This is a genomic window from Sphingorhabdus profundilacus (assembly GCF_009769755.1).
GTDB classification, from domain to species: domain Bacteria; phylum Pseudomonadota; class Alphaproteobacteria; order Sphingomonadales; family Sphingomonadaceae; genus Sphingorhabdus_B; species Sphingorhabdus_B profundilacus.
The window spans coordinates 1,558,963-1,578,091 of the sequence record NZ_SDWJ01000001.1; the positions used below are offsets into that span (position 1 = coordinate 1,558,963).

The following is a 19,129-nucleotide window of genomic DNA, read 5'->3' on the forward strand; positions in this document are numbered from 1 at the left end:
ACGATAGACTGCAATGCTCTCAGGATCATGACCTAGGGTCCTGTCCCTAGGCTGTCACCCCTTCAACTGTGCGTAGACTGTTTCTATAAAACGTTCCGCCGTGATGAAACCATCGGTTTTTACGCCGAAACCATCGGCTGGCCGCGAAGCCTTGATCTGATCCAGTGTTTTGCCCTCTTTGATCCCTGCTTCGACTTTGGCAATAACCGTGGCGATCATATTGCGGTGATTTTGCAAGTCCGCCTTGGTTGCAATCGCGCCGTGGCCGGGAATGATCTTCGTCTGGTCATTGGCAATGTCCAGAACCTTGTCCGCCGCAGTAACAAAACCGCGCACATCCCCGCCGCTGCCTACATCGACAAAGGGGAAACTGATTTGCAGCATGAACAGATCGCCCATGTGGATGACATTCGATTTTGTCCAGTGGATGATCGAATCGCCGTCGGTATGCCCGGCGGGCATATGGATGACCCGGACTTCTTCGCCATTGAGGTGCAGTTTCAGCCCATCGGCATATGTAATGACGGGCAGAGCGGCCTTTGCAGCCGGTGGCACGACATTACCGGCAACCGTCGCACCAGCCGCCATTCGCACGCGGACATTGTCATGCGCCATGATCGTGACACCCGCCTTGCCGAGATTTTCATTGCCGCCGCTATGGTCAAAATGCCAATGCGTGTTGACCAGAAACTTGACCGGCTGCGCGCCCAGCGCGGCTACGGCTGCCTGAATTTTCCCGGTCAACGGGGCGAATTGATCGTCGATAAGGACGGTGCCATCTTCGCCATAGGACACGCCAATATTACCGCCCGCGCCAAATAGAACGGCGACGCCGGGGGCAAGAATTACCGGCTTGATTTCCACTTTGCTTAAATCGTCCTGAGCCATGGCCGGGCCGGCAACGGAGACAAAAGCGAGCGCAAAAAGGGACGAAAGCATCTTCATCGGGGAAATCTCCAAAAGTATTTCAGGGGAATTCTAAGCTTCAAATCCACCGATGACCAGCCCGATTAAAGGCAAAGCAAGCAATCTGCTAAGTCAGATCATCCCAAATACCTTTGAGCTTGTCAAAAAATCCGGCGGATTGCGGGCTTTCCGCGCCGGTTTCCGTCTCCCGAAATTCGCGGAGCAACTCCTTTTGGCGTGCGGTCAGTCGCGTTGGCGTTTCGACATCGATCTGGATGACCATATCACCGCGACCGCGACCCTGAAGGACCGGCATCCCCGCGCCGCGTTGACGCAGTTGCTTGCCAGACTGAATGCCTTCGGGGACAAGAATGATATGTTCCGCGCCATCAAGCCCGGGTATCCGGATTTCGCCACCAAGCGATGCGGTCGTGAAACTTACAGGTGCGCGGCAAAACAGGGTGGTGCCGTCGCGTTCAAAAACCTTGTGCCGCGCCAGATGGATGAAAATATATAGATCACCCGCCGCCGCCCCATAGGGCCCGGCCTCGCCTTTGCCGGCGACGCGAATGCGTGTGCCTTCATCAACGCCGGGCGGGATGCTGACCGATATTGTTTTGCGTTCATCCACCCGGCCTTCGCCCCGGCAGACCTTGCAGGGATCTTCGATAACTTCGCCGCGCCCGTGACAGGTCGGACAAGTGCGCTCGACCACGAAAAAGCCTTGCTGTGCCCGCACTTTGCCATGTCCGCCGCATAGATTGCAGCGACGCTTGCCGGAACCCGGCGTTGCGCCCGTACCCTCGCATGTGCCACACGCCGATGCGACGTCGATGGTGATTTCCGCGTCCTTGCCGTGAAAGGCCTCATCCAGCGAGATTTCCAGATCATAGCGCAAGTCCGCGCCGCGTGCGGGGCCGCGTTGTCGACCACCAAAGGCATCGCCAAAAAAGCTTTCGAAAATATCCGAAAAATCGCCAAAGCCACCGCCGCTTTGACCGCCACCCATGCCGCCATTTTCAAACGCAGCCTTGCCAAAGCGATCATAAGCGGCGCGTTTTTGCGGGTCCTTCAGGACATCATAGGCTTCGCTAATGGCTTTGAACTTCGCTTCGGATTTGTCGCACCCCGGATTGCGGTCAGGATGGCATTCCATAGCGAGCCGTCGGTAAGACGACTTCAGCGTCTTTTCATCCGCTGACCGTTCGACTTCCAGCAATTCATAATAATCGATGTCGAGACTCATGATCGACTAACCCCTTGGTCCCGACCGTCGCTGCGTTTCGGAAAGCGACGGCCGGAAACTTCCATCTTTAGTCTTTCTTGTCGTCTTCGACTTCGGAGAACTCGGCATCGACCACATTTTCGTCGGCCGGTGCGTCTTCGGCGGCGTCGTTTGTTGACGCGGCTGAAGCTTGCTGCTCCTCTTTGTAAATGGCTTCGCCAAGCTTCATCGCGATCTGGGCCAAGGCGGTCGCCTTTTCCTTCATCGCTTCGGCGTCTCCGCTTTCGATAGCAGTCTTGGTCTCAGCCACGGCGGCTTCGATCTCGCTCTTCAGGCCGGCATCGATTTTGCTGCCATGCTCTTCAAGCTGCTTCTCGGTCGTATGGACGAGGCTTTCCGCGTTGTTCTTGGCTTCGGCCGCCTCGCGACGCTTCTTGTCTTCTTCGGCAAAAGCTTCGGCATCGCGGACCATCTGGTCGATGTCGGCATCGGACAAACCGCCCGAAGCCTGAATCTTGATCTGCTGTTCCTTGCCGGTGCCCTTGTCCTTAGCGGTTACGCTGACCAGACCGTTGGCATCGATATCGAAGGTTACCTCAACCTGCGGAACGCCGCGTGGCGCTGGGGGAATGCCGACGAGATCGAAATTGCCGAGCAACTTGTTGTCGGCTGCCATTTCACGTTCGCCCTGGAAGACGCGGATCGTCACCGCATTCTGGTTATCTTCGGCGGTCGAATAAACCTGGCTCTTTTTGGTCGGGATCGTCGTGTTACGGTCGATCATGCGGGTAAACACACCGCCCAGCGTTTCGATACCTAGCGAAAGCGGGGTAACGTCGAGCAAGAGCACGTCTTTAACATCGCCCTGCAACACGCCAGCTTGAATAGCAGCGCCCATGGCAACGACTTCATCTGGGTTCACGCCGGTGTGGGGTTCCTTGCCGAAGAAGTTCTTCACCACTTCGCGCACCTTGGGCATGCGGGTCATGCCGCCCACCATGACGACTTCGTCAATCGCGTCGGCCTTGATCCCGGCGTCGGCAATGGCCTTCTTGCAAGGCTCCAGCGTGCGCTTGATCAGGTCATCGACCAGCTTTTCAAGGTCGGCACGGGTGATGGTTTTCACCAAGTGCTTCGGACCATTCTGGTCAGCGGTAATGAACGGCAGGTTGACTTCAGTCGTCTGGGTCGAAGACAATTCGATCTTCGCCTTTTCAGCCGATTCCTTCAAACGCTGCAGCGCGAGCTTGTCCTTGGTAAGGTCGATGCCTTCGGCCTTCTGGAAATCAGCCGCGAGGAATTCCACCAGCTTGCTGTCGAAATCTTCACCGCCCAGGAAGGTGTCGCCATTGGTCGACTTCACTTCGAAAACGCCGTCACCGACTTCGAGGATCGAAATATCGAACGTACCGCCACCAAGGTCATAGACCGCGATGGTCTTGTTTTCGTCCTTGTCGAGGCCGTAAGCAAGCGCAGCGGCGGTCGGTTCATTGATGATACGCAACACTTCAAGGCCGGCAATCTGGCCAGCATCCTTGGTTGCCTGACGCTGGGCGTCGTTGAAATAGGCAGGAACCGTGATAACGGCCTGCGTTACGGTTTCACCCAGATAGGCTTCCGCGGTTTCCTTCATCTTTTGCAGGATGAACGCAGAAATCTGCGAAGGCGAATAATCGTCGCCGCCAGCCTTCACCCACGCGTCGCCATTCTTGCCCTTGACGATGCTGTAAGGAACCAGCTCGGTATCTTTCTTGGTGATGGGATCGTCAAAACGACGACCGATCAAACGCTTCACCGCAAAAACAGTGCTTTCCGGATTGGTAACGGCCTGACGCTTGGCAGGCTGCCCGATCAGACGCTCGCCATCCTTGGCGAAGGCAACAATTGACGGTGTGGTGCGCGCACCTTCTGCATTCTCAATGACCTTGGGCTTGCCACCGTCCATAACCGCAACGCAGCTGTTTGTCGTGCCCAAGTCGATACCGATAACTTTAGCCATAAAAACTTACCCCGAAATTCTAGAATTGAACTTAATCATGCCGCTTTTCGGACCGGCCCTATCAGGCGCCGGTGTTTTTTCCGTAAATCGACATTGTAGCGGCGATATAGGTGCCAATTTGCTTGGCACAAGGCTTGGGGATACCTAGATGGGGAAAAAGTGACGGTGCGCCCCGCTTTTAGACAGTTTTTGCGAACGCAGATTTTCGGAGTAATAAAAATGGACCGGCGAGTTTTTACCCTTGGCACAGCAGCAATGGCGCTCCTTCTCGGATCTTGCGGACCAACACCGCAGTTGAAAGTGAAAGAAGCCGTTCTGACCCTGTCGCCGGTTGATAGCAACCCGTCGAGCTATCATTTCAATGTCTATGGCGGACCGCAGGATGTCTATCTTTTGCGTGTCAGCACACCATCGGCCATCCGCACCGAAATGCACGACGTCAGCGTCGATCCGAAAACAGGGGCTGTTTCGATGTCGCCGATGCAACGGGTGCTGATTCCTTCGGGCAAAAAAGTCGAATTCAAACGCGGCGGGAAACATGTGATGATGTGGGGCGTAAACCTGATCCCCCGCCGCCTGGGCGAGATTGAGACCGAGTTTCTATTTTCCAACAACGAACGCATCTTGGTAAAGGCGCGCGTTCAGGAAATGGATGGCACCGACCCGGACGAGAAAAAAGCGCTTAACTAAACGGATGTTCGGTCCGCATAAATCCGGCCGCCCCCTGACGTCGCGCGAGCGGGCGCTCGCAAAATCCGTATTTGGCGATGCGCTGGACTATGACAAAATCCGCATCCACAACCGCAAATGGTGGTGGTTTCAGCCGTCCCGCGTGACCATGGCACCCGACGGGCATCTTTGGTTCCATCCGAAAAACCAGATGTTTTGCGACGATTTTTGCGACCGCGATCTGGGATTACAGGGGCTGTTCATCCATGAGCTTGTCCATGTCTGGCAACATCAACAAGGTGTTTTCCTGCCGCTGCGCCGCCATCCTTTTTGCCGATATGATTACAGCTTGAAACCGGGATGGACGCTGGAACGATATGGCATTGAACAGCAGGCGGAAATTGTCCGCCATGTTTTCCTGTTGCGGAACGGGGCAAAGGTCGCAGGCGCGCCATCGCTTTCCCAATATGATGGAATTCTACCCTTTTAAGGGCAATAGCCCGAGCCGTTCGCGCATAAGCCAACGGGTCAGGACAAGTCCGGCGACAATGCCCAGTCCAACGGCAAGCCCCATCCAGATACCCGCTCCATCCCAACCGCGATAAAAGGCGAGCCAGCATCCAAAGCCGATCCCGATCACCCAATAACCCAGCGCTGCAAATAACATCGGCCATGTCGTATCCTGAAGCCCGCGAAGCATTCCGGTACCGACGACTTGTGCGCCATCGACAATCTGGAACACCGCCGCCACAAGCAAGAACGACACAGCAAGGTTCAGTACCTCGGCATTACCTTTCAATTCGGGGTCGAGGAAAAACCCGGCCAAGGTGGACGGGAAAAGCCAGATCACCAAGGCCATCGCCGACATAAAGCCAACGCCGAACGCATAAGCCGTCCATCCTGCACGGCGGATAGCGTCACCATCCCTGCGGCCAAATCCAAGCCCGACCCGGACGGTCGCCGCCTGCCCCAGACCCATCGGGACCATGAAGGTCATTGATGCAATCTGGATCGCGACCGCATGTGCCGCGACCGAACTGGTGCCGATATAGCCCATCAAAAAGACCGCTGCGGCAAATACCATGGCCTCAAACCCCATATGCAGCCCGATTGGAAAACCGAGTCGCCAGATGGTGAAAAAGCGGGTCCAGTCGGCACGCCACCAGCGGCCGAACAGATGGTAGCGACGGAATTTCGGATGGCGCGTGACGACGGCAGACAAGAACAGGAACTGGAAAAGCGCGGTCAGCGAGCTACCAATCCCGGCGCCAACGAGTTCCAGCCGTGGCAGGCCGAAATGGCCAAATATCAGACCATAATTGATGACGGCGTTCACAAAAACCGCCGCAATTCCGGCTGCCATCGCCCAATTGGGTCGTTCCAGAGCGGCCATGAAGGAACGCAGCACAACCACGCCGAGTGTGGGCAGGATCATCCATTGCAAGGCCCGCACAAAAAGCCCCGTGTCCTCGGCCAGGCGCACCGGTTGCCCCGCCCAGATCAGGAAGGGACCTGTAAACCAGAGAATGAGCCAGAGCGGTATACACACCGCAACCGAAGCCCAGAACGCCTGCCTAACTGTACGCCGGACATCGCGCACCGAATGGGCCTTGCGCCCGATCTCCGCCGCCATCAGGGGCGAGGCCGCCGTAATAACGCCAATGCCGAACAGCAACACCGCAATCACAATGCCCGACCCCAAGGCCGACGCCGCCAACGCATCCGGACTGAGTCTTGCCAGCAGGAAAACATCGGTCGAATTGATCAGGACCATCGTCACATTGGTCAAAATAAGCGGCCATGCGAGCGCCAGAGTGGCGCGAAATTCGTCACGCCAAGGGGTTGGGGGGTTTAAAGTGATGGCCTGGGCAGTCATGGGATGGGCGGGATAGCCCAATGGGTTGGTTCCCGCTAGGGGGTGTTTGACGGATCAATCCGGCTTTTTAGCAACCCCGACCAGAGCGGGCCGCAACAGGCGGTCCTTTATCATATATCCCGCCTGCATTTCGGCGATGATAACCCCTGCTTCCGTCTCCGCATTGGGAATTTCGACCATTGCCTGATGCAAATTGGGGTCGAGCGGCAAGCCCATCGCAGCGATGCGTGTAATGCCGTTTTTGGCAAAAACGCTTTCCAGTTCCCGGCCCGTCGCTTCCAATCCGGTGACCAGAGGCTTCATCTTTTCATCTTCACGCAATTCTGCCGGAATAGCATCCAGCGCGCGCGTCAGATTGTCGGATACCGAAAGGATATCGCGCGCAAAGTTGGTGGCGGCATAGGCCCGTGCATCGACGGCCTCCTTTTCCATACGGCGGCGGACATTTTGTGTGTCAGCCTGGGCGTAGAGAACGTCCTGCTTTGCCGCGGCGAGTTGTTCTTCGAGCAATGCAATCCGTTCGGCATCGCCATTTTCGGCAGGCTCATCACCCCCGTCACGCAAATGTTCAGGAACGCCTTCCATCTCTTTTTCAGCGGCGCTGTCTACTGCTTCGTTTTTCTTATCCGTCATAACCTGCATTAACCTGTTTGTTTTGCGACATGTTCCGCCGCGTCCTGCGTTGGGCATATAGGTGGTCAGCCGGAATCATCAAGCGGTGCCGTTGGTTCTGCGGTCCAGAATTTTACTTCATCAACCGGCTGAGTGCCTGCGCGGTGAAATCCACCATCGGCACGATCCGCGCATAGTTGAGCCGCGTAGGACCGATTACGCCGACGACGCCGACGACTTTGCCACCCGCCTCCCGATATGGGGCGGCGATCACCGAAGAACCGGAGAGGGAGAACAGATTATTTTCCGATCCGATGAATATCCGCGTCGATTGCGCTTCGCGCGCGCTGTCGACCAGACGCGCAATTTCCTCTTTGCTCTCCAGTTCGTCGAGCAATTGCCGCACCCGGTCGAGGTCCGCCGCCGCCGCATCATCAATCAGGTTCGACTGGCCACGCACAATCAGCACCGGTCGGTCATTGGCATCGAGCGACCAGATGACCAGTCCGTCGCGCACCAGCTTTTCACTGGCCACATCCAGTTCCGCCTTTTCGGCACGAATTTCGCTGTCGAGACGCGCCAGGGCCTGAGCAAGGGTAAGCCCGGATAGTCGTGCGGAGATATAATTGGATGCCTCTACCAAGGCCCCGTCGCTGACCGAAGGGTCAATCGATACCACGCGATTTTCAACGCTATTGTCTGTCCCAACCATGATCGCAAGGACTTGTGCCGCCGACAATCGGGCAAAGCTGAACGCTTTCAGGACCGCGTCGCGTTTTGGCACCAGCACCACGCCTGCACAGGCGGACAGGCCGGACAGCACCGATGTTGCAGCGGCCAGCGCTTCTTCGATTGGGCCATCGCCGGATATTTGCGATTCGATTGCGCGACGCTCTTCCGCCGATGGTTCTGCTGCCTGCATCATACCGTCGACAAACAGGCGCAACCCGCTCTCGGTCGGCATTCGTCCCGCGCTGGTATGCGGTGCAGCCAGTAAACCCGCTTCTTCCAAATCCTGCATCACATTGCGGATCGAAGCAGGGGACAGATTGAGCCCGGCAAATTTCGAAATCGTCCGCGACCCCACAGGAACACCATGATCAAGATAGCTTTCGACGACCATTTTGAAAATGGTACGCGTGCGGTCGCTCAGTTCGTTGATCGGTGTCTGGTTCACAAAGTTAGATGTAGCGCAGCACGCTTGCAAAGCAAGCGCAGGAGGCTATGGCGGCGCGACACCCGTTATCAGGAGAATATCATGCGTCCATCCGGCCGTGCGCCCGACGAAATGCGCCCCATTTCAATCGAAACCCATTTTACCAAGCATGCCGAAGGCAGCTGCCTCATCGGATTCGGCGATACCCGCGTTCTGGTGACCGCCAGTGTCGAAGACCGCCTGCCGCCATGGTTGCGCGGTAAGGGTGAAGGTTGGGTGACGGCGGAATATTCCATGCTGCCCCGCGCCACCCACACCCGTGGCCAGCGCGAAGCGGCAAAGGGTAAACAATCCGGCCGGACACAGGAAATCCAGCGTCTTATCGGTCGTTCCTTGCGTGCCGTCGTCGACCTCAAGAAGCTCGGCGAGCATCAGATTACGCTCGACTGCGATGTGTTGCAGGCCGATGGCGGTACGCGCACAGCGGCGATCTCGGGCGCTTGGGTGGCCTTGCGTCTGGCAGTTGATGGCTTGCTGGCGTCCGGAGCGATCAAGGAAGACCCGATCAGCGGCCGCGTCGCGGCGATCAGCTGTGGCATCTACAACGGCACCCCCGTCCTCGACCTCGACTATATCGAAGATTCGAGCGCGGATGCCGATGCCAATTTCGTGCTGATCGAAGGCGGACAGATTGCCGAAGTACAAGCAACTGCCGAGGGCGCGACTTATGACGAAGAAAGCCTTCTGCGCCTGCTTCGCCTTGCGCGTATGGGCACAGACCGGATATTCGCGGTGCAGGCAGACGCGGTGAAGTAAACGTATGGCACACCGCAAACTCCTGCCCGGAAAGCTGGTTATCGCCAGCCACAATGCAGGCAAGGTGCGGGAGATCCGCGCCCTGCTTGCTCCTTTCGGCATCGAACCGGTTTCAGCGGGCGAACTTGGTTTGCCCGAACCGGAGGAGACAGGCACGACTTTTGCAGAGAACGCATTGCTAAAAGCACATGCCTCGGGCCAAGGATCGGGCTTGCCTGCCTTGGCCGATGACAGTGGTCTTTGCGTTACGGCGCTGTCCGGTGCGCCGGGTGTGTACACCGCGGATTGGGCGGAGAAGCAGGGCTTTGAAGGTGGTCCCGGGCGCGACTGGTATATGGCGATGGGCAAGGTCGAGGGTAAGCTGGCCGAACAGGGACCGGAAACCGACCGGAGCGCCTATTTCATCTGCACCCTCGCGCTTGTCTGGCCGGATGGCCATGAAGAGGTTTTTGAAGGACGCGTGCAGGGCAGCCTGACATGGCCGCCGCGCGGGACATTGGGCTTTGGTTATGATCCGGTGTTTGTGCCGTCCGGCCGGACCGAAACCTTTGCCGAGCTTGATCCGGCGGAAAAGCATGCGATGAGCCATCGGGCCGATGCCTTTCGCAAACTGGTTGAGGCGGTCTTTTGAGCGAACCCCTCGCCCTCTATATCCACTGGCCGTTTTGCATTTCCAAATGCCCCTATTGCGATTTTAACAGCCATGTCCGCGAAAGCGTCGACCAAGACGCATGGCGAACTGCCCTGTTGAAGGACATGGCGTATGAAGCCGGGCTGACCAAGGGTCGTTCTCTCACCTCCATATTCTTCGGCGGTGGTACGCCATCATTGATGCCGCCTGCTACCGTTTCAGCATTGATTGACGCTGCAGAGGCGCATTGGGGCTTTGCTGACGACATCGAGATCACGCTGGAAGCCAATCCCTCCTCGGTCGAGGCTGCGCGCTTTGCAGACGTTGCAAAGGCTGGGGTGAACAGGGTATCGCTCGGACTTCAGTCCCTTGATGACGGTGCGCTCGCTTTTTTGGGCCGTGCCCACAGCGTTGCCGAAAGCCTCGATGCCCTCTCGATCGCACAGCAGCATTTCGCACGTGTCAATATCGACCTGATCTACGCCCGTCCCGACCAGACAGCGGACCAATGGGAGGCAGAATTGCGTCAGGCCCTGTCCTTTGGCACTGACCATATGTCGCTTTATCAATTGACTATTGAACCGGGGACAAGGTTTGAAACCATGGTCCGCACAGGCCAATTCCTGCCAGCGGACAATGATGAGGCGGCCACGCTTTATGATAGGACGCAATCCCTGACGGCGGCAGCCGGATTGCCAGCTTATGAGATCAGCAACCATTCCCGGCAAGGTTCGGAAAGCCGTCATAATTTGAGCTATTGGCGGTATGACGACTATATCGGCATTGGCCCGGGCGCACATGGACGACGTCTGAATAATGCCACCCAACGCCATAAAAAACCTGAAAATTTTATTTCGGCAATTAAGCGCAATGGACATGCTCTTGCCAGCGAGGAAGTGCTCGACCCCGCATCACGCGCTACCGAAGCGTTGCTAATGGGCCTGCGTCTTGCAGAAGGGATATGCCTCGACCGCCTGTCGCAAAAAACGGGCATTGCCCCTGAATCGCTGCTCGATACAGAGGCGGTCGACCGCATCGCGAAGCTGGGGCTGATCCACCGCTCGGAAAGTCGCGTTATCGTAACGACGCAGGGTATGCCCTTACTCGACGCGATCCTGCCGGAGATAGTAGCGGTTGAGGCAAGCGCGCCCGCCTGATAGGGTTTCCCGCGATGGCATCCCTGCTCGCCGAATATCAAGCTTTTCTGACCGACAACCGCCGTATGTCGCCACATAGCGTGCGCGCGTATCAAGCGACGGCAGAACGTTTAAGCGGGTTTTTGGAGCTTCATTGGGGTGGGACTGTTGACCGCACCGGGCTCATTAAAATCAGCGCAGGCGATTTGCGCGCCTTTCTTGCAGACCGCCGCATCGATGGATTGACCAACCGGTCGACCGCGCGTGAACTGTCGGCGGTCCGGCATTTTCTGCGCTTTGCTTTGGGTAAAGATGCCCATCTACCCGCATTGAAAGGCCCGCGTGTGCAACGCAGCCTGCCGCGTCCGGTCAACCCGGACGATGTCGTCGCCCTTGCCGAAGATGCTGCGGGTTCGGCGCGCGAAGGATGGGTCGGCGCGCGCGATTGGGCCATTTTACTGTTGCTCTACGGAAGTGGATTGCGGGTTAGTGAGGCGACAGGACTAAAGGGCGACATACTGCCCTTGGGATCCACTTTGCGGGTTACTGGTAAACGTAACAAAACACGGATTGTCCCTTTGTTGGAGGTAGTTAAAGCCGCAATTGAAGACTATATCTTACTATGCCCCTACCCCATGATGCGCGATGAGCCATTGTTCCGCGGATCACGCGGTGGTCCACTATCGCCCGCCTTGATCCGCCGAGCAGTCCAGGGCGCGCGCGGGCGGTTGGGCTTGTCCGAACGCACCACACCGCACGCGTTGCGCCACAGCTTTGCCACCCACTTGCTGGCAGGGGGCGCGGATCTGCGGAGCCTTCAGGAATTGTTGGGGCACGCCAGCCTGTCGTCGACGCAGGTCTATACGGCCGTCGATACGGCCATGTTGCTCGACGAATATTTCAACGCGCATCCCCGCGCGTCGGGGTAGCATCGGGACGGTCCCAAACCGACCTTCGCCTATTCGGGTTTCCAGCGAATAAGCCGCCAGAAATAGCCGAGCACGATAAGCACGATAACCGCTGTCGACAGCGGCCCCAATATTTTTTCGACATCTTCAAATTGGGAACCGAGCGCATAGCCGGCCCCGGCAAGTGCGGCGCTCCATCCGGCGGTGCCAATCGTTGAGAACACCAAAAACCGGCGGAGTGACATGCCGAATATCCCGGCTGGGATCGAAATCAGTGACCGCAAGGTCGGAAGCATTCGGGCAACGAGCACGATGATCGAGCCATGTTTTTGAAACAGTTCATGCCCCCGCTCAATCTCTTTCCAGTTTAGCGTGAGCCAACGGCCATAGCGGTCGGCAAAGCGGCGCAGTCTGTCCGAACCGAATTTGACCGCCAGCCAGAACCAGAGATAGTTGCCCAGCATAGCACCTGCCGTTCCGGCACCCACGACCCCTGCAAACGTCATGTTACCGCGCGATGCAGATACGCCTGCGACGGTCATGATCACCTCAGACGGTACAGGCGGAAATACGGTTTCCAGAAACATGAGGAGGGCAACGCCCCAATAGCCGCCTTGATCGACGAGCCGGATTATCCAGTCATCCATGTCTTTATCAGGCTAACCGGATTTCAATCGCGTTCCAGATCATTCCTGCGGTATCGGTACCGTTGAAACGGTCGATTGCGACAATTCCGGTCGGGGATGTGACGTTTATTTCGGTCAGCCACTCACCGCCGATGACATCAATGCCAACGAAAATGAGGCCCAGTTCCTTCAACCGCGGCCCCATAGCGGTGCAGATTTCCTGTTCGCGCTGGGTCAGCTCCGTCGCCTCGGCGCTGCCGCCGACTGCCAGATTGGACCGAAACTCACCTTCCCCCGGCCTCCGGTTGATCGCGCCAGCCACAACGCCGTCGATTAACACGATCCGTTTGTCGCCCTTGGCCACATCGGGCAGGAAAGGCTGAACCATGTGGGGTTCGGGCCAGGTGCCGTTGAACACTTCAAGCAAGGCGCCCAGATTGTCGCCTTCAGGAGGAACCCGGAAAATTGCTTTTCCGCCATTGCCGTGCAGCGGCTTGATAACAACTGCGCCATGTTCTTTCTGGAAGGCACGGATTTCGTCGGTCGAACGTGTAATCAACGTCGGCGGCATGTACCGGCGATAGTCCAGCACCATCACCTTTTCCGGTGCGTTACGAACGCTTGCCGGATTATTGACCACCAAAGTCTCACCCTCGATCCGTTCAAGAAGGTGCGTTGCCGTGATATAGCCGACGTGAAAAGGCGGGTCCTGCCGCATCAGAACGACATCAATATCCGACCCCAGGTCAATGCGCCGGGCTTCGCCAAAACGGTAATGCGCGCCCTCCACCCGCTGGACGTCATATACCGGATGCGCCCACGCGGTAAGCCGGTCATCAGCGTCCAATGTCAGCGTTGCGACATCATAATGCCAGATGTCATAACCCCGTGCCTGGGCGGAGAGCATCAGCGCAAAGCTGGAATCGCCGTGGATGTTGATACCGTCCATCGGGTCCATCTGGACTGCGACTTTGATTGTCATTCTGTGGGTCCCTATCCGTGCCAGACGTTTTGCAGATGGTGTGGCCACCGCCAAGGTGCAACCAATATTACATCAATCTGCATATTTTCAGTATCCTTGCCATATTTAGGCAAGAGGATTTCAGCCGCCGCCGCAACGCGGCGCAACCGATAGGCGTCGATCGCGGTGGCAAGGTCTATCGCCTTGCTTCGCATCTTGACCTCGACAAAGGCAACCGTCTTGCCCCGGCGGGCAATCAGGTCGACCTCACCGCGCGGCGTTTTCACGCGCGCTCCTACGATCCGCCACCCCCGGAAACGCAGAAACCAGGCCGCCATCGCTTCACCCCTGCGTCCCCGCTTTTCGGCAATGGCACGATTCATTTGCCCTTGATCTCCGTTGCCCGTGCATAAAGGGCAGATCGTTCCAGCCCGAATTTCCTGGCAATGGCACCAGCCGCCTTTGCAGCGGACATGCTTTGCAGCGCCTCGCGCAAGGCAGCATCGACATCACTTGCGTCAACGGCAACCGTCTCCTCTGTCGGTGGGCCGATGATCAGGACAATTTCACCCTTCGGCTCCTGCGCGGTGTAACGGGCCGCAAGCTCGGCCGCGGTGCCGGTCACGACTTCTTCAAATTTCTTGGTCAGTTCGCGGGCAACCGCCACGTCCCGGTCGCCGTAGATTTCCGATATTGTTTCGAGCGACGCGGCAAGACGTGGGCCGCTTTCATAGAAGACAAGCGTCGCCTTGATCGGCGCCAGTTCCAGCAGCGCATCGGCGCGTGCCTTTGCCCTGTTAGGCAAAAAGCCGGAAAAAAGGAAACGATCGGTGGGAAGACCGGAAATGGATAAAGCCGCAATCACGGCGCTCGCACCCGGAATGGTGTAAACCGGCACGCCTGCCTCGCGCGCTGCGCGGACAAGTTTATAGCCCGGATCGGATATCAACGGGGTTCCGGCATCCGATACCAAAGCGACCACGCCGTCGCGGGCTGCGGCAATCAGGCTGTCCCGATCATTTGGGCTGCTATGGTCATTATAGCGGCGCATTTTCTTTTTGAAACCAAGATGATGCAACAATTTACCAGTGACGCGGCTGTCCTCTACCGCAACGATTTCTGCCGCATCCAGAACAGCAATTGCCCGTTGTGACATATCTGCAAGGTTGCCGATGGGGGTCGCAACGACATATAAGCCCGACTCGAACGACATCAAAACAACAAGCAATTCGTTGAGGGCTCAGACATGATTGCATCCATTGCAGCAACCGGCGCGCAGCCGCAAGCCATAGCGCGTGGAATCAACAGGATCGTTGCGCTTGCGATGATCGTCCTTTTGGCCGCGTGCGCTGCCGTGCCGCGTGGCGGTGAAGGTCCGCCGCCGGTCGTGACGCCCGACCCGCTGGATAGTTTGCACCGTGTTGCGCTGCTTCTGCCCGTAACTGGTCCAGACGGCGATGTTGGCCTGTCCATAGCCAACGCAACTGCTCTGGCCCTTTCGGATACCAAGGCGACCAATATCCGGCTGATTACATATGACACAGCGCAAGGCGTTGCCGCCGCAACGAAGCGCGCCATTGCCGACGGCAACAAGTTGATACTTGGTCCCTTGCGCGGTGAAAATGTGGCCGAAGCCGCCGCTATCGCCCGCCCGGCAGGCATTCCAATCATCAGTTTTTCCAACGATGTCGGCGTTGCCGGCCAAAATGTCTTCCTGCTCGGACATCTGCCGAATCAGTCGATTGATCGTGTTGTGCGCTTCGCAAAGGCTAAGGGGCTAAACCGCTTTGGCGGTGTGGTTTCCAACAATGTCTATGGCCAACGGGCGCAGGCAAATCTGGTGAATTCGGTTCGCAATGCAGGCGGCATTCTGGTCGGTGTACAAGAATCGGATGGAGGTGCCGCATCTGCCGACGCCGCCGCCCGTCGCCTTGCCCAAATGGGGCAGATTGATGCGGTTTTAATCGCCGATAGCGGCCGCGCCGCCGTTGTTGCAGTTCCAGCGCTGCGCCGCAACGGATTGCGGAATGCCAAGATATTGGGCACGGATTTATGGAATATCGACGGTTCGCTGGCCAGCAGCTCGCCCATTTATGGCGCTTGGTTCGCGAGTGTTTCTGACACATTATACAATCAATATGCGACCAAATATCGTGCCCGATACAATAAAGCTCCGCTGCGTTTGTCCAGCCTTGGCTATGATTCGGTTTTGCTGGTCGTGCGCGTCGCGCGCGACTGGCGTCCGGGCAGCAAGTTTCCGGTAACGCAGCTCATCGACCCTCAAGGCTTTATCGGCGTTGATGGAGCCTTCCGCTTCATGAACAACGGCCTGACGGAACGGATGCTGGAGGTGCAGGAAATTCAGGCAGGTAAGTTCGTGACCGTCGATGCTGCCCCGACGTCATTTGTGAAATGAGGGGGCGGGAGTTTCTGCACTTTTACAGCGCCCCCTCCGCTGCGACCGGCGAATGAATTCGTCGGTCGCGTACCCATCTATCTTCATTGAAAACCCAAAATCGTCTTCCTGTTGAAAACCCAAAATCGTCATCCTGAACTTGTTTCAGGATCTTAGTTTTCAACGTCGCAAATAAGACCCTGAAACAAGTTCAGGGTGACGAAGTGTGAAATTTCACAAACGGAGTTGGTGAGGGTATTCCGCGATTAAGTGAGCACGAACCTTTTAGATGCTTATAAAAAGAACAAAGCTCCACCCAAGCTTAATGGTTGCAATGTTCCCCATGCACATGGCCGCCGCCCAGTTTCCGGGCCTTTTCGATTTTCTTCAACACCATTTGCCGCTTCAGCCGCGACAGATGGTCGATGAATAATATACCCTCAAGATGGTCCATTTCGTGCTGAAGGCATGTGGCCATGAGATCGTCCATGGTTTCTTCATGCACCTTGCCATCCAGGTCTTGCCAGCGGGTGCGAATTTTGGCGGGGCGTTCGACTTCGGCATATTGGTCGGGTACCGACAGGCAACCTTCGTTATAAACCGAATGCTCTTCCGATGGATCAAGTATCTCGGGATTCACAAAGACGCGGGGGTTGCGGATACTTTCGCCGTCAGGGCCTTCATCCTGTAAATCGATGACCAGCAGCCGCTTGGGCACCCCGACCTGAATAGCGGCCAAGCCAATACCGGGGGCGGCGTACATGGTTTCAAACATGTCATCGACTAGTTTCTTCAGCTCCGCGTCAAAGCTTTCCACGCGTGTGGAGATGGTTTTCAGCCGCGGATCGGGCACTTCAAGAATAGGTAAGATGGCCATGGGTCGCAGATAGGCATGGCCGCGACATAAATCAACCGACCGGACGCCTCGCCCTTAACGCCTGCGCCAATGTCCCGTCATCGAGATAATCCAGTTCGCCGCCCACGGGCACGCCATGGGCCAATTGCGTCAGGCGGATGGCAAAGGATTCCAGCCGTTCGGCCAGATAATGGGCGGTCGTTTGCCCTTCCAGCGTAGCGTTCATGGCCAATACAACTTCATCCACACCGCCAGCCGCCACGCGGGCAATCAAGCTGTCAATATTCAGATCTTCTGGACGGACGCCATCCAGCGCAGAAAGTTTGCCCCCAAGGATATGATATTTTCCCGGAAACAGCCGTGACCGGTCAAGCGCCCACAAATCAGGCACATCTTCCACCACACAGATTGATCGTGTGTCGCGGCGCGGATCGACGCATATCCCGCACGGGTTTGTGGTATCGATATTTCCGCAAATATCGCACATCACCAATCGTTGCTCGACCTGTTCCAAGGCGCGCAATAGCGGCTGCAAAACGGTCTCGCGCTTTTTCATCAGGTGCAGGACAACGCGCCGGGCCGAGCGCGGACCAAGACCCGGTAGTTTCGACAGGGCTTGTGCCAATGCGTCTATTTCTTGCGATGCCATGCACCACGTCTTAGGGGGCTTTCAAACAAAGGAAAAGTCACGATGCGCCTTGCCTTTATGGGAACACCGGAATTTGCGGTTCCAAGCCTTGATGCCCTGGTCGCTGCGGGGCATGAGGTTGTAGCCGTCTATACCCAGCCGCCGCGCCCCGCCAACCGGGGCAAGAAGCTGACGCCATCGGCGGTACAGCAACGGGCTGTGGAACTTGGCTTGCCCGTGCGAAGCCCCCTGACGCTTCGCAACGCCGAAGCACAGGCGGAGTTTGCAGCGCTCAAGCTCGATGTCGCGGTCGTCGCGGCCTATGGCCTGATTTTGCCGCAAGCCGTTTTGGACGCACCGAAATTTGGCTGCCTCAACGTCCATGGCTCCCTGCTCCCGCGCTGGCGCGGGGCTGCGCCGGTGCAGCGTGCCATTTTAGCGGGCGACCGGACCACAGGCGTCATGGTCATGCAAATGGAGGCCGGCTTGGATACAGGTCCGGTTCGCGCAACAACCGAAATTGAAATTGGCAGCAAAACAACAGGCGAGTTGACCGCCGAACTCGCCGAACTCGGGGCAGAATTGATGGTCATCGTCTTGCAAGACATGGCAGCGCATCCGGCCATCGCGCAATCCGGCGAGGGTATTACCTATGCCGCCAAAATCGACAAGGCCGAAACCCGCCTCGATTTTTTGCAACCCGCCGAAGTGGTCGAACGCCAAATCCGTGCGTTCAACCCGGCCCCAGGCGCCTGGTTCGAATATGAAGGTGAGCGCTATCGCATATTGGAAGCAAAGGTCATTCCCGCACCGCCTGCACATCCCGGCGAAGTGTTGGATGATTGCCTCACCATAGCATGCGGCACGGATTCGATCAGCCCAAGCTTGATCCAACGCGCCGGAAAGCCTGCCATGCCGACTGCCGATCTGCTGCGCGGGAAGCCTATTGTACAGGGCACTATCCTCGCATGACCCGATTTGCGCTCACGATCGAATTTGACGGTGGCCCCTATATGGGCTGGCAATGGCAGGACCATGGACCTTCGGTGCAAGGGGCGATTGAGGAGGCCATCTTCAAAACAACCGGCGAAAGAACGCTCGTCTATAGCGCAGGCCGCACCGATGCCGGTGTGCATGCCTTGGGAATGCGAGCGCATGTTGATGTGGAAAAGCCCCTGCCCGCTTTCCGCCTGATGGAGGCGATTAACGCGCATTTGCGGCCACATCCCATCGCGATTCTGGCGTGTATAGAAGTCGATCCGGAATGGCATGCCCGTTACACCTGCATCGGTCGCGCTTATGAATATCGAATCTGTAACCGGCGTGCTTCGCTGACTTTGGAAAAGGGCCGGGTTTGGCGGATCGGGCCGGAACTGAATGCAGATGCCATGCACGATGCCGCGCAACTGCTGATCGGTTTGCATGATTTCACCACTTTCCGGTCCACGGCCTGCCAATCCGCCAGCCCGCTCAAAACCCTCGACCGTCTCAATGTGCGGCGCGAAGGCGATCATATCATTGTCGAAGCCGCAGCATTATCGTTCCTGCACCATCAGGTCCGCTCCATGGTCGGATGCCTAGCCGCAGTAGGACTAGGTCGCTGGACAGCGGACGATTTGAAAGCAGCGCTTGCCGCTCGAGATCGAAGCGCACTCGCCGAAAATGCGCCGCCGGAGGGTCTTTACTTTGTAGCCGCGCGTTACCCGTAATCGGCCATTAACCGGCCTGC

General features: G+C 57.3%; 21 protein-coding genes. 9 read left to right on the forward strand and 12 right to left on the reverse strand.

Annotated features, from left to right (window positions below; genetic code table 11):
• Positions 1-54 precede the first annotated feature (54 nt).
• From EUU23_RS07280 to dnaK, 3 genes are all read right to left on the reverse strand, one after another.
• Positions 55-945 (reverse strand): MBL fold metallo-hydrolase, encoded by an 891-nt coding sequence (locus EUU23_RS07280; protein WP_218939518.1) that lies wholly within the window; start codon positions 943-945, stop codon positions 55-57.
• An 88-nt stretch (positions 946-1,033) separates the two neighbouring features.
• Entirely contained in the window at positions 1,034-2,152 is a 1,119-nt protein-coding gene (dnaJ, locus tag EUU23_RS07285) for a molecular chaperone DnaJ (protein ID WP_160353366.1), read from the reverse strand.
• A gap of 67 nt (positions 2,153-2,219) precedes the next feature.
• Complete coding sequence (gene dnaK / locus EUU23_RS07290) at positions 2,220-4,130, reverse strand: molecular chaperone DnaK (protein WP_160353367.1); 1,911 nt, start codon at positions 4,128-4,130, stop codon at positions 2,220-2,222.
• A gap of 219 nt (positions 4,131-4,349) precedes the next feature.
• On the opposite strand from dnaK, the gene EUU23_RS07295 reads away from it, so the two are divergent.
• Both EUU23_RS07295 and EUU23_RS07300 read left to right on the forward strand, forming a co-directional pair.
• On the forward strand, positions 4,350-4,820 hold the full coding sequence (locus EUU23_RS07295; protein WP_160353368.1) for a copper chaperone PCu(A)C: 471 nt from the start codon (positions 4,350-4,352) through the stop codon (positions 4,818-4,820).
• Entirely contained in the window at positions 4,783-5,289 is a 507-nt protein-coding gene (locus EUU23_RS07300; protein ID WP_246156162.1) for a vgr related protein, read from the forward strand. Before EUU23_RS07295 ends, EUU23_RS07300 begins: the two co-directional genes overlap by 38 nt.
• Here the strand turns inward: EUU23_RS07300 and EUU23_RS07305 are convergent.
• From EUU23_RS07305 to hrcA, 3 genes are all read right to left on the reverse strand, one after another.
• Positions 5,278-6,675, reverse strand: coding sequence for an MATE family efflux transporter (locus EUU23_RS07305; protein WP_160353370.1), 1,398 nt, complete (start codon positions 6,673-6,675; stop codon positions 5,278-5,280). The two genes, EUU23_RS07300 and EUU23_RS07305, sit on opposite strands and share 12 nt — an antisense overlap.
• 54 nt (positions 6,676-6,729) lie before the next feature.
• Positions 6,730-7,308 carry a nucleotide exchange factor GrpE gene (gene grpE, locus EUU23_RS07310; RefSeq protein ID WP_160353371.1) on the reverse strand — a complete coding sequence of 193 codons (579 nt, stop codon included), beginning with the start codon at positions 7,306-7,308 and terminating at the stop codon, positions 6,730-6,732.
• A 112-nt stretch (positions 7,309-7,420) separates the two neighbouring features.
• On the reverse strand, positions 7,421-8,464 hold the full coding sequence (gene hrcA, locus EUU23_RS07315) for a heat-inducible transcriptional repressor HrcA (RefSeq protein ID WP_160353372.1): 1,044 nt from the start codon (positions 8,462-8,464) through the stop codon (positions 7,421-7,423).
• Positions 8,465-8,545: 81 nt separating this feature from the next.
• Here hrcA and rph point away from each other — a divergent pair, with 81 nt between their 5' ends.
• Genes rph through EUU23_RS07335 form a run of 4 tightly spaced genes read left to right on the forward strand, consistent with a single transcriptional unit; the run spans position 8,546 to position 11,955 of the window.
• Positions 8,546-9,259 (forward strand): ribonuclease PH, encoded by a 714-nt coding sequence (rph, locus tag EUU23_RS07320; RefSeq protein WP_143774959.1) that lies wholly within the window; start codon positions 8,546-8,548, stop codon positions 9,257-9,259.
• A gap of 4 nt (positions 9,260-9,263) precedes the next feature.
• Positions 9,264-9,890: an RdgB/HAM1 family non-canonical purine NTP pyrophosphatase gene (gene rdgB, locus EUU23_RS07325; protein WP_160353373.1), complete on the forward strand. Its 627-nt coding sequence runs from the start codon at positions 9,264-9,266 to the stop codon at positions 9,888-9,890.
• Entirely contained in the window at positions 9,887-11,047 is a 1,161-nt protein-coding gene (hemW, locus tag EUU23_RS07330; protein ID WP_160353374.1) for a radical SAM family heme chaperone HemW, read from the forward strand. Before rdgB ends, hemW begins: the two co-directional genes overlap by 4 nt.
• 14 nt (positions 11,048-11,061) lie before the next feature.
• Entirely contained in the window at positions 11,062-11,955 is an 894-nt protein-coding gene (locus EUU23_RS07335; protein ID WP_160353375.1) for a tyrosine recombinase XerC, read from the forward strand.
• Positions 11,956-11,984: 29 nt separating this feature from the next.
• Here the strand turns inward: EUU23_RS07335 and EUU23_RS07340 are convergent, their stop codons facing one another.
• The 4 genes from EUU23_RS07340 to rsmI are packed head-to-tail and all read right to left on the reverse strand — an operon-like array spanning position 11,985 to position 14,734.
• A complete protein-coding gene (locus EUU23_RS07340; protein ID WP_160353376.1) occupies positions 11,985-12,581 on the reverse strand; it encodes a DedA family protein in 597 nt (198 codons plus the stop codon).
• A gap of 7 nt (positions 12,582-12,588) precedes the next feature.
• Entirely contained in the window at positions 12,589-13,542 is a 954-nt protein-coding gene (gene gshB / locus EUU23_RS07345; protein ID WP_160353377.1) for a glutathione synthase, read from the reverse strand.
• A gap of 11 nt (positions 13,543-13,553) precedes the next feature.
• Positions 13,554-13,904 carry a YraN family protein gene (locus EUU23_RS07350; protein WP_160353378.1) on the reverse strand — a complete coding sequence of 117 codons (351 nt, stop codon included), beginning with the start codon at positions 13,902-13,904 and terminating at the stop codon, positions 13,554-13,556.
• Positions 13,901-14,734, reverse strand: a complete 834-nt coding sequence (gene rsmI / locus EUU23_RS07355; RefSeq protein ID WP_179956516.1) for a 16S rRNA (cytidine(1402)-2'-O)-methyltransferase — start codon at positions 14,732-14,734, stop codon at positions 13,901-13,903. The genes EUU23_RS07350 and rsmI overlap by 4 nt, the downstream gene beginning before the upstream one ends.
• 33 nt (positions 14,735-14,767) lie before the next feature.
• On the opposite strand from rsmI, the gene EUU23_RS07360 reads away from it, so the two are divergent.
• Positions 14,768-15,937: a penicillin-binding protein activator gene (locus EUU23_RS07360; RefSeq protein WP_179956517.1), complete on the forward strand. Its 1,170-nt coding sequence runs from the start codon at positions 14,768-14,770 to the stop codon at positions 15,935-15,937.
• Between the two features lie 301 nt (positions 15,938-16,238).
• Here EUU23_RS07360 and def read toward each other — a convergent pair whose 3' ends face one another.
• Positions 16,239-16,793: a peptide deformylase gene (gene def / locus EUU23_RS07365; RefSeq protein WP_160353380.1), complete on the reverse strand. Its 555-nt coding sequence runs from the start codon at positions 16,791-16,793 to the stop codon at positions 16,239-16,241.
• Between the two features lie 31 nt (positions 16,794-16,824).
• A complete protein-coding gene (gene recR / locus EUU23_RS07370; RefSeq protein WP_160353381.1) occupies positions 16,825-17,421 on the reverse strand; it encodes a recombination mediator RecR in 597 nt (198 codons plus the stop codon).
• Between the two features lie 42 nt (positions 17,422-17,463).
• On the opposite strand from recR, the gene fmt reads away from it, so the two are divergent.
• Together fmt and truA are read left to right on the forward strand one after the other, a co-directional pair.
• A complete protein-coding gene (gene fmt / locus EUU23_RS07375; protein ID WP_160353382.1) occupies positions 17,464-18,372 on the forward strand; it encodes a methionyl-tRNA formyltransferase in 909 nt (302 codons plus the stop codon).
• On the forward strand, positions 18,369-19,109 hold the full coding sequence (gene truA / locus EUU23_RS07380) for a tRNA pseudouridine(38-40) synthase TruA (RefSeq protein ID WP_160353383.1): 741 nt from the start codon (positions 18,369-18,371) through the stop codon (positions 19,107-19,109). Before fmt ends, truA begins: the two co-directional genes overlap by 4 nt.
• Positions 19,110-19,129 lie beyond the last annotated feature (20 nt).

Excerpts from the sequence above, each read along its gene's own strand:
- EUU23_RS07340 (WP_160353376.1), bottom strand. The coding sequence starts at position 12,581 with ATGGATGACTGGATAATCCGGCTCGTCGATCAAGGCGGCTATTGGGGC.
- EUU23_RS07305 (WP_160353370.1), bottom strand. The coding sequence starts at position 6,675 with ATGACTGCCCAGGCCATCACTTTAAACCCCCCAACCCCTTGGCGTGAC.
- EUU23_RS07335 (WP_160353375.1), top strand. The coding sequence starts at position 11,062 with ATGGCATCCCTGCTCGCCGAATATCAAGCTTTTCTGACCGACAACCGC.
- recR (WP_160353381.1), bottom strand. The coding sequence starts at position 17,421 with ATGGCATCGCAAGAAATAGACGCATTGGCACAAGCCCTGTCGAAACTA.
- EUU23_RS07295 (WP_160353368.1), top strand. The coding sequence starts at position 4,350 with ATGGACCGGCGAGTTTTTACCCTTGGCACAGCAGCAATGGCGCTCCTT.
- rsmI (WP_179956516.1), bottom strand. The coding sequence starts at position 14,734 with ATGTCGTTCGAGTCGGGCTTATATGTCGTTGCGACCCCCATCGGCAAC.
- rdgB (WP_160353373.1), top strand. The coding sequence starts at position 9,264 with ATGGCACACCGCAAACTCCTGCCCGGAAAGCTGGTTATCGCCAGCCAC.
- truA (WP_160353383.1), top strand. The coding sequence starts at position 18,369 with ATGACCCGATTTGCGCTCACGATCGAATTTGACGGTGGCCCCTATATG.
- fmt (WP_160353382.1), top strand. The coding sequence starts at position 17,464 with ATGCGCCTTGCCTTTATGGGAACACCGGAATTTGCGGTTCCAAGCCTT.
- EUU23_RS07360 (WP_179956517.1), top strand. The coding sequence starts at position 14,768 with ATGATTGCATCCATTGCAGCAACCGGCGCGCAGCCGCAAGCCATAGCG.
- dnaK (WP_160353367.1), bottom strand. The coding sequence starts at position 4,130 with ATGGCTAAAGTTATCGGTATCGACTTGGGCACGACAAACAGCTGCGTT.
- grpE (WP_160353371.1), bottom strand. The coding sequence starts at position 7,308 with ATGACGGATAAGAAAAACGAAGCAGTAGACAGCGCCGCTGAAAAAGAG.
- gshB (WP_160353377.1), bottom strand. The coding sequence starts at position 13,542 with ATGACAATCAAAGTCGCAGTCCAGATGGACCCGATGGACGGTATCAAC.
- rph (WP_143774959.1), top strand. The coding sequence starts at position 8,546 with ATGCGTCCATCCGGCCGTGCGCCCGACGAAATGCGCCCCATTTCAATC.
- EUU23_RS07300 (WP_246156162.1), top strand. The coding sequence starts at position 4,783 with ATGGCACCGACCCGGACGAGAAAAAAGCGCTTAACTAAACGGATGTTC.
- def (WP_160353380.1), bottom strand. The coding sequence starts at position 16,793 with ATGGCCATCTTACCTATTCTTGAAGTGCCCGATCCGCGGCTGAAAACC.
- dnaJ (WP_160353366.1), bottom strand. The coding sequence starts at position 2,152 with ATGAGTCTCGACATCGATTATTATGAATTGCTGGAAGTCGAACGGTCA.
- EUU23_RS07350 (WP_160353378.1), bottom strand. The coding sequence starts at position 13,904 with ATGAATCGTGCCATTGCCGAAAAGCGGGGACGCAGGGGTGAAGCGATG.
- EUU23_RS07280 (WP_218939518.1), bottom strand. The coding sequence starts at position 945 with ATGAAGATGCTTTCGTCCCTTTTTGCGCTCGCTTTTGTCTCCGTTGCC.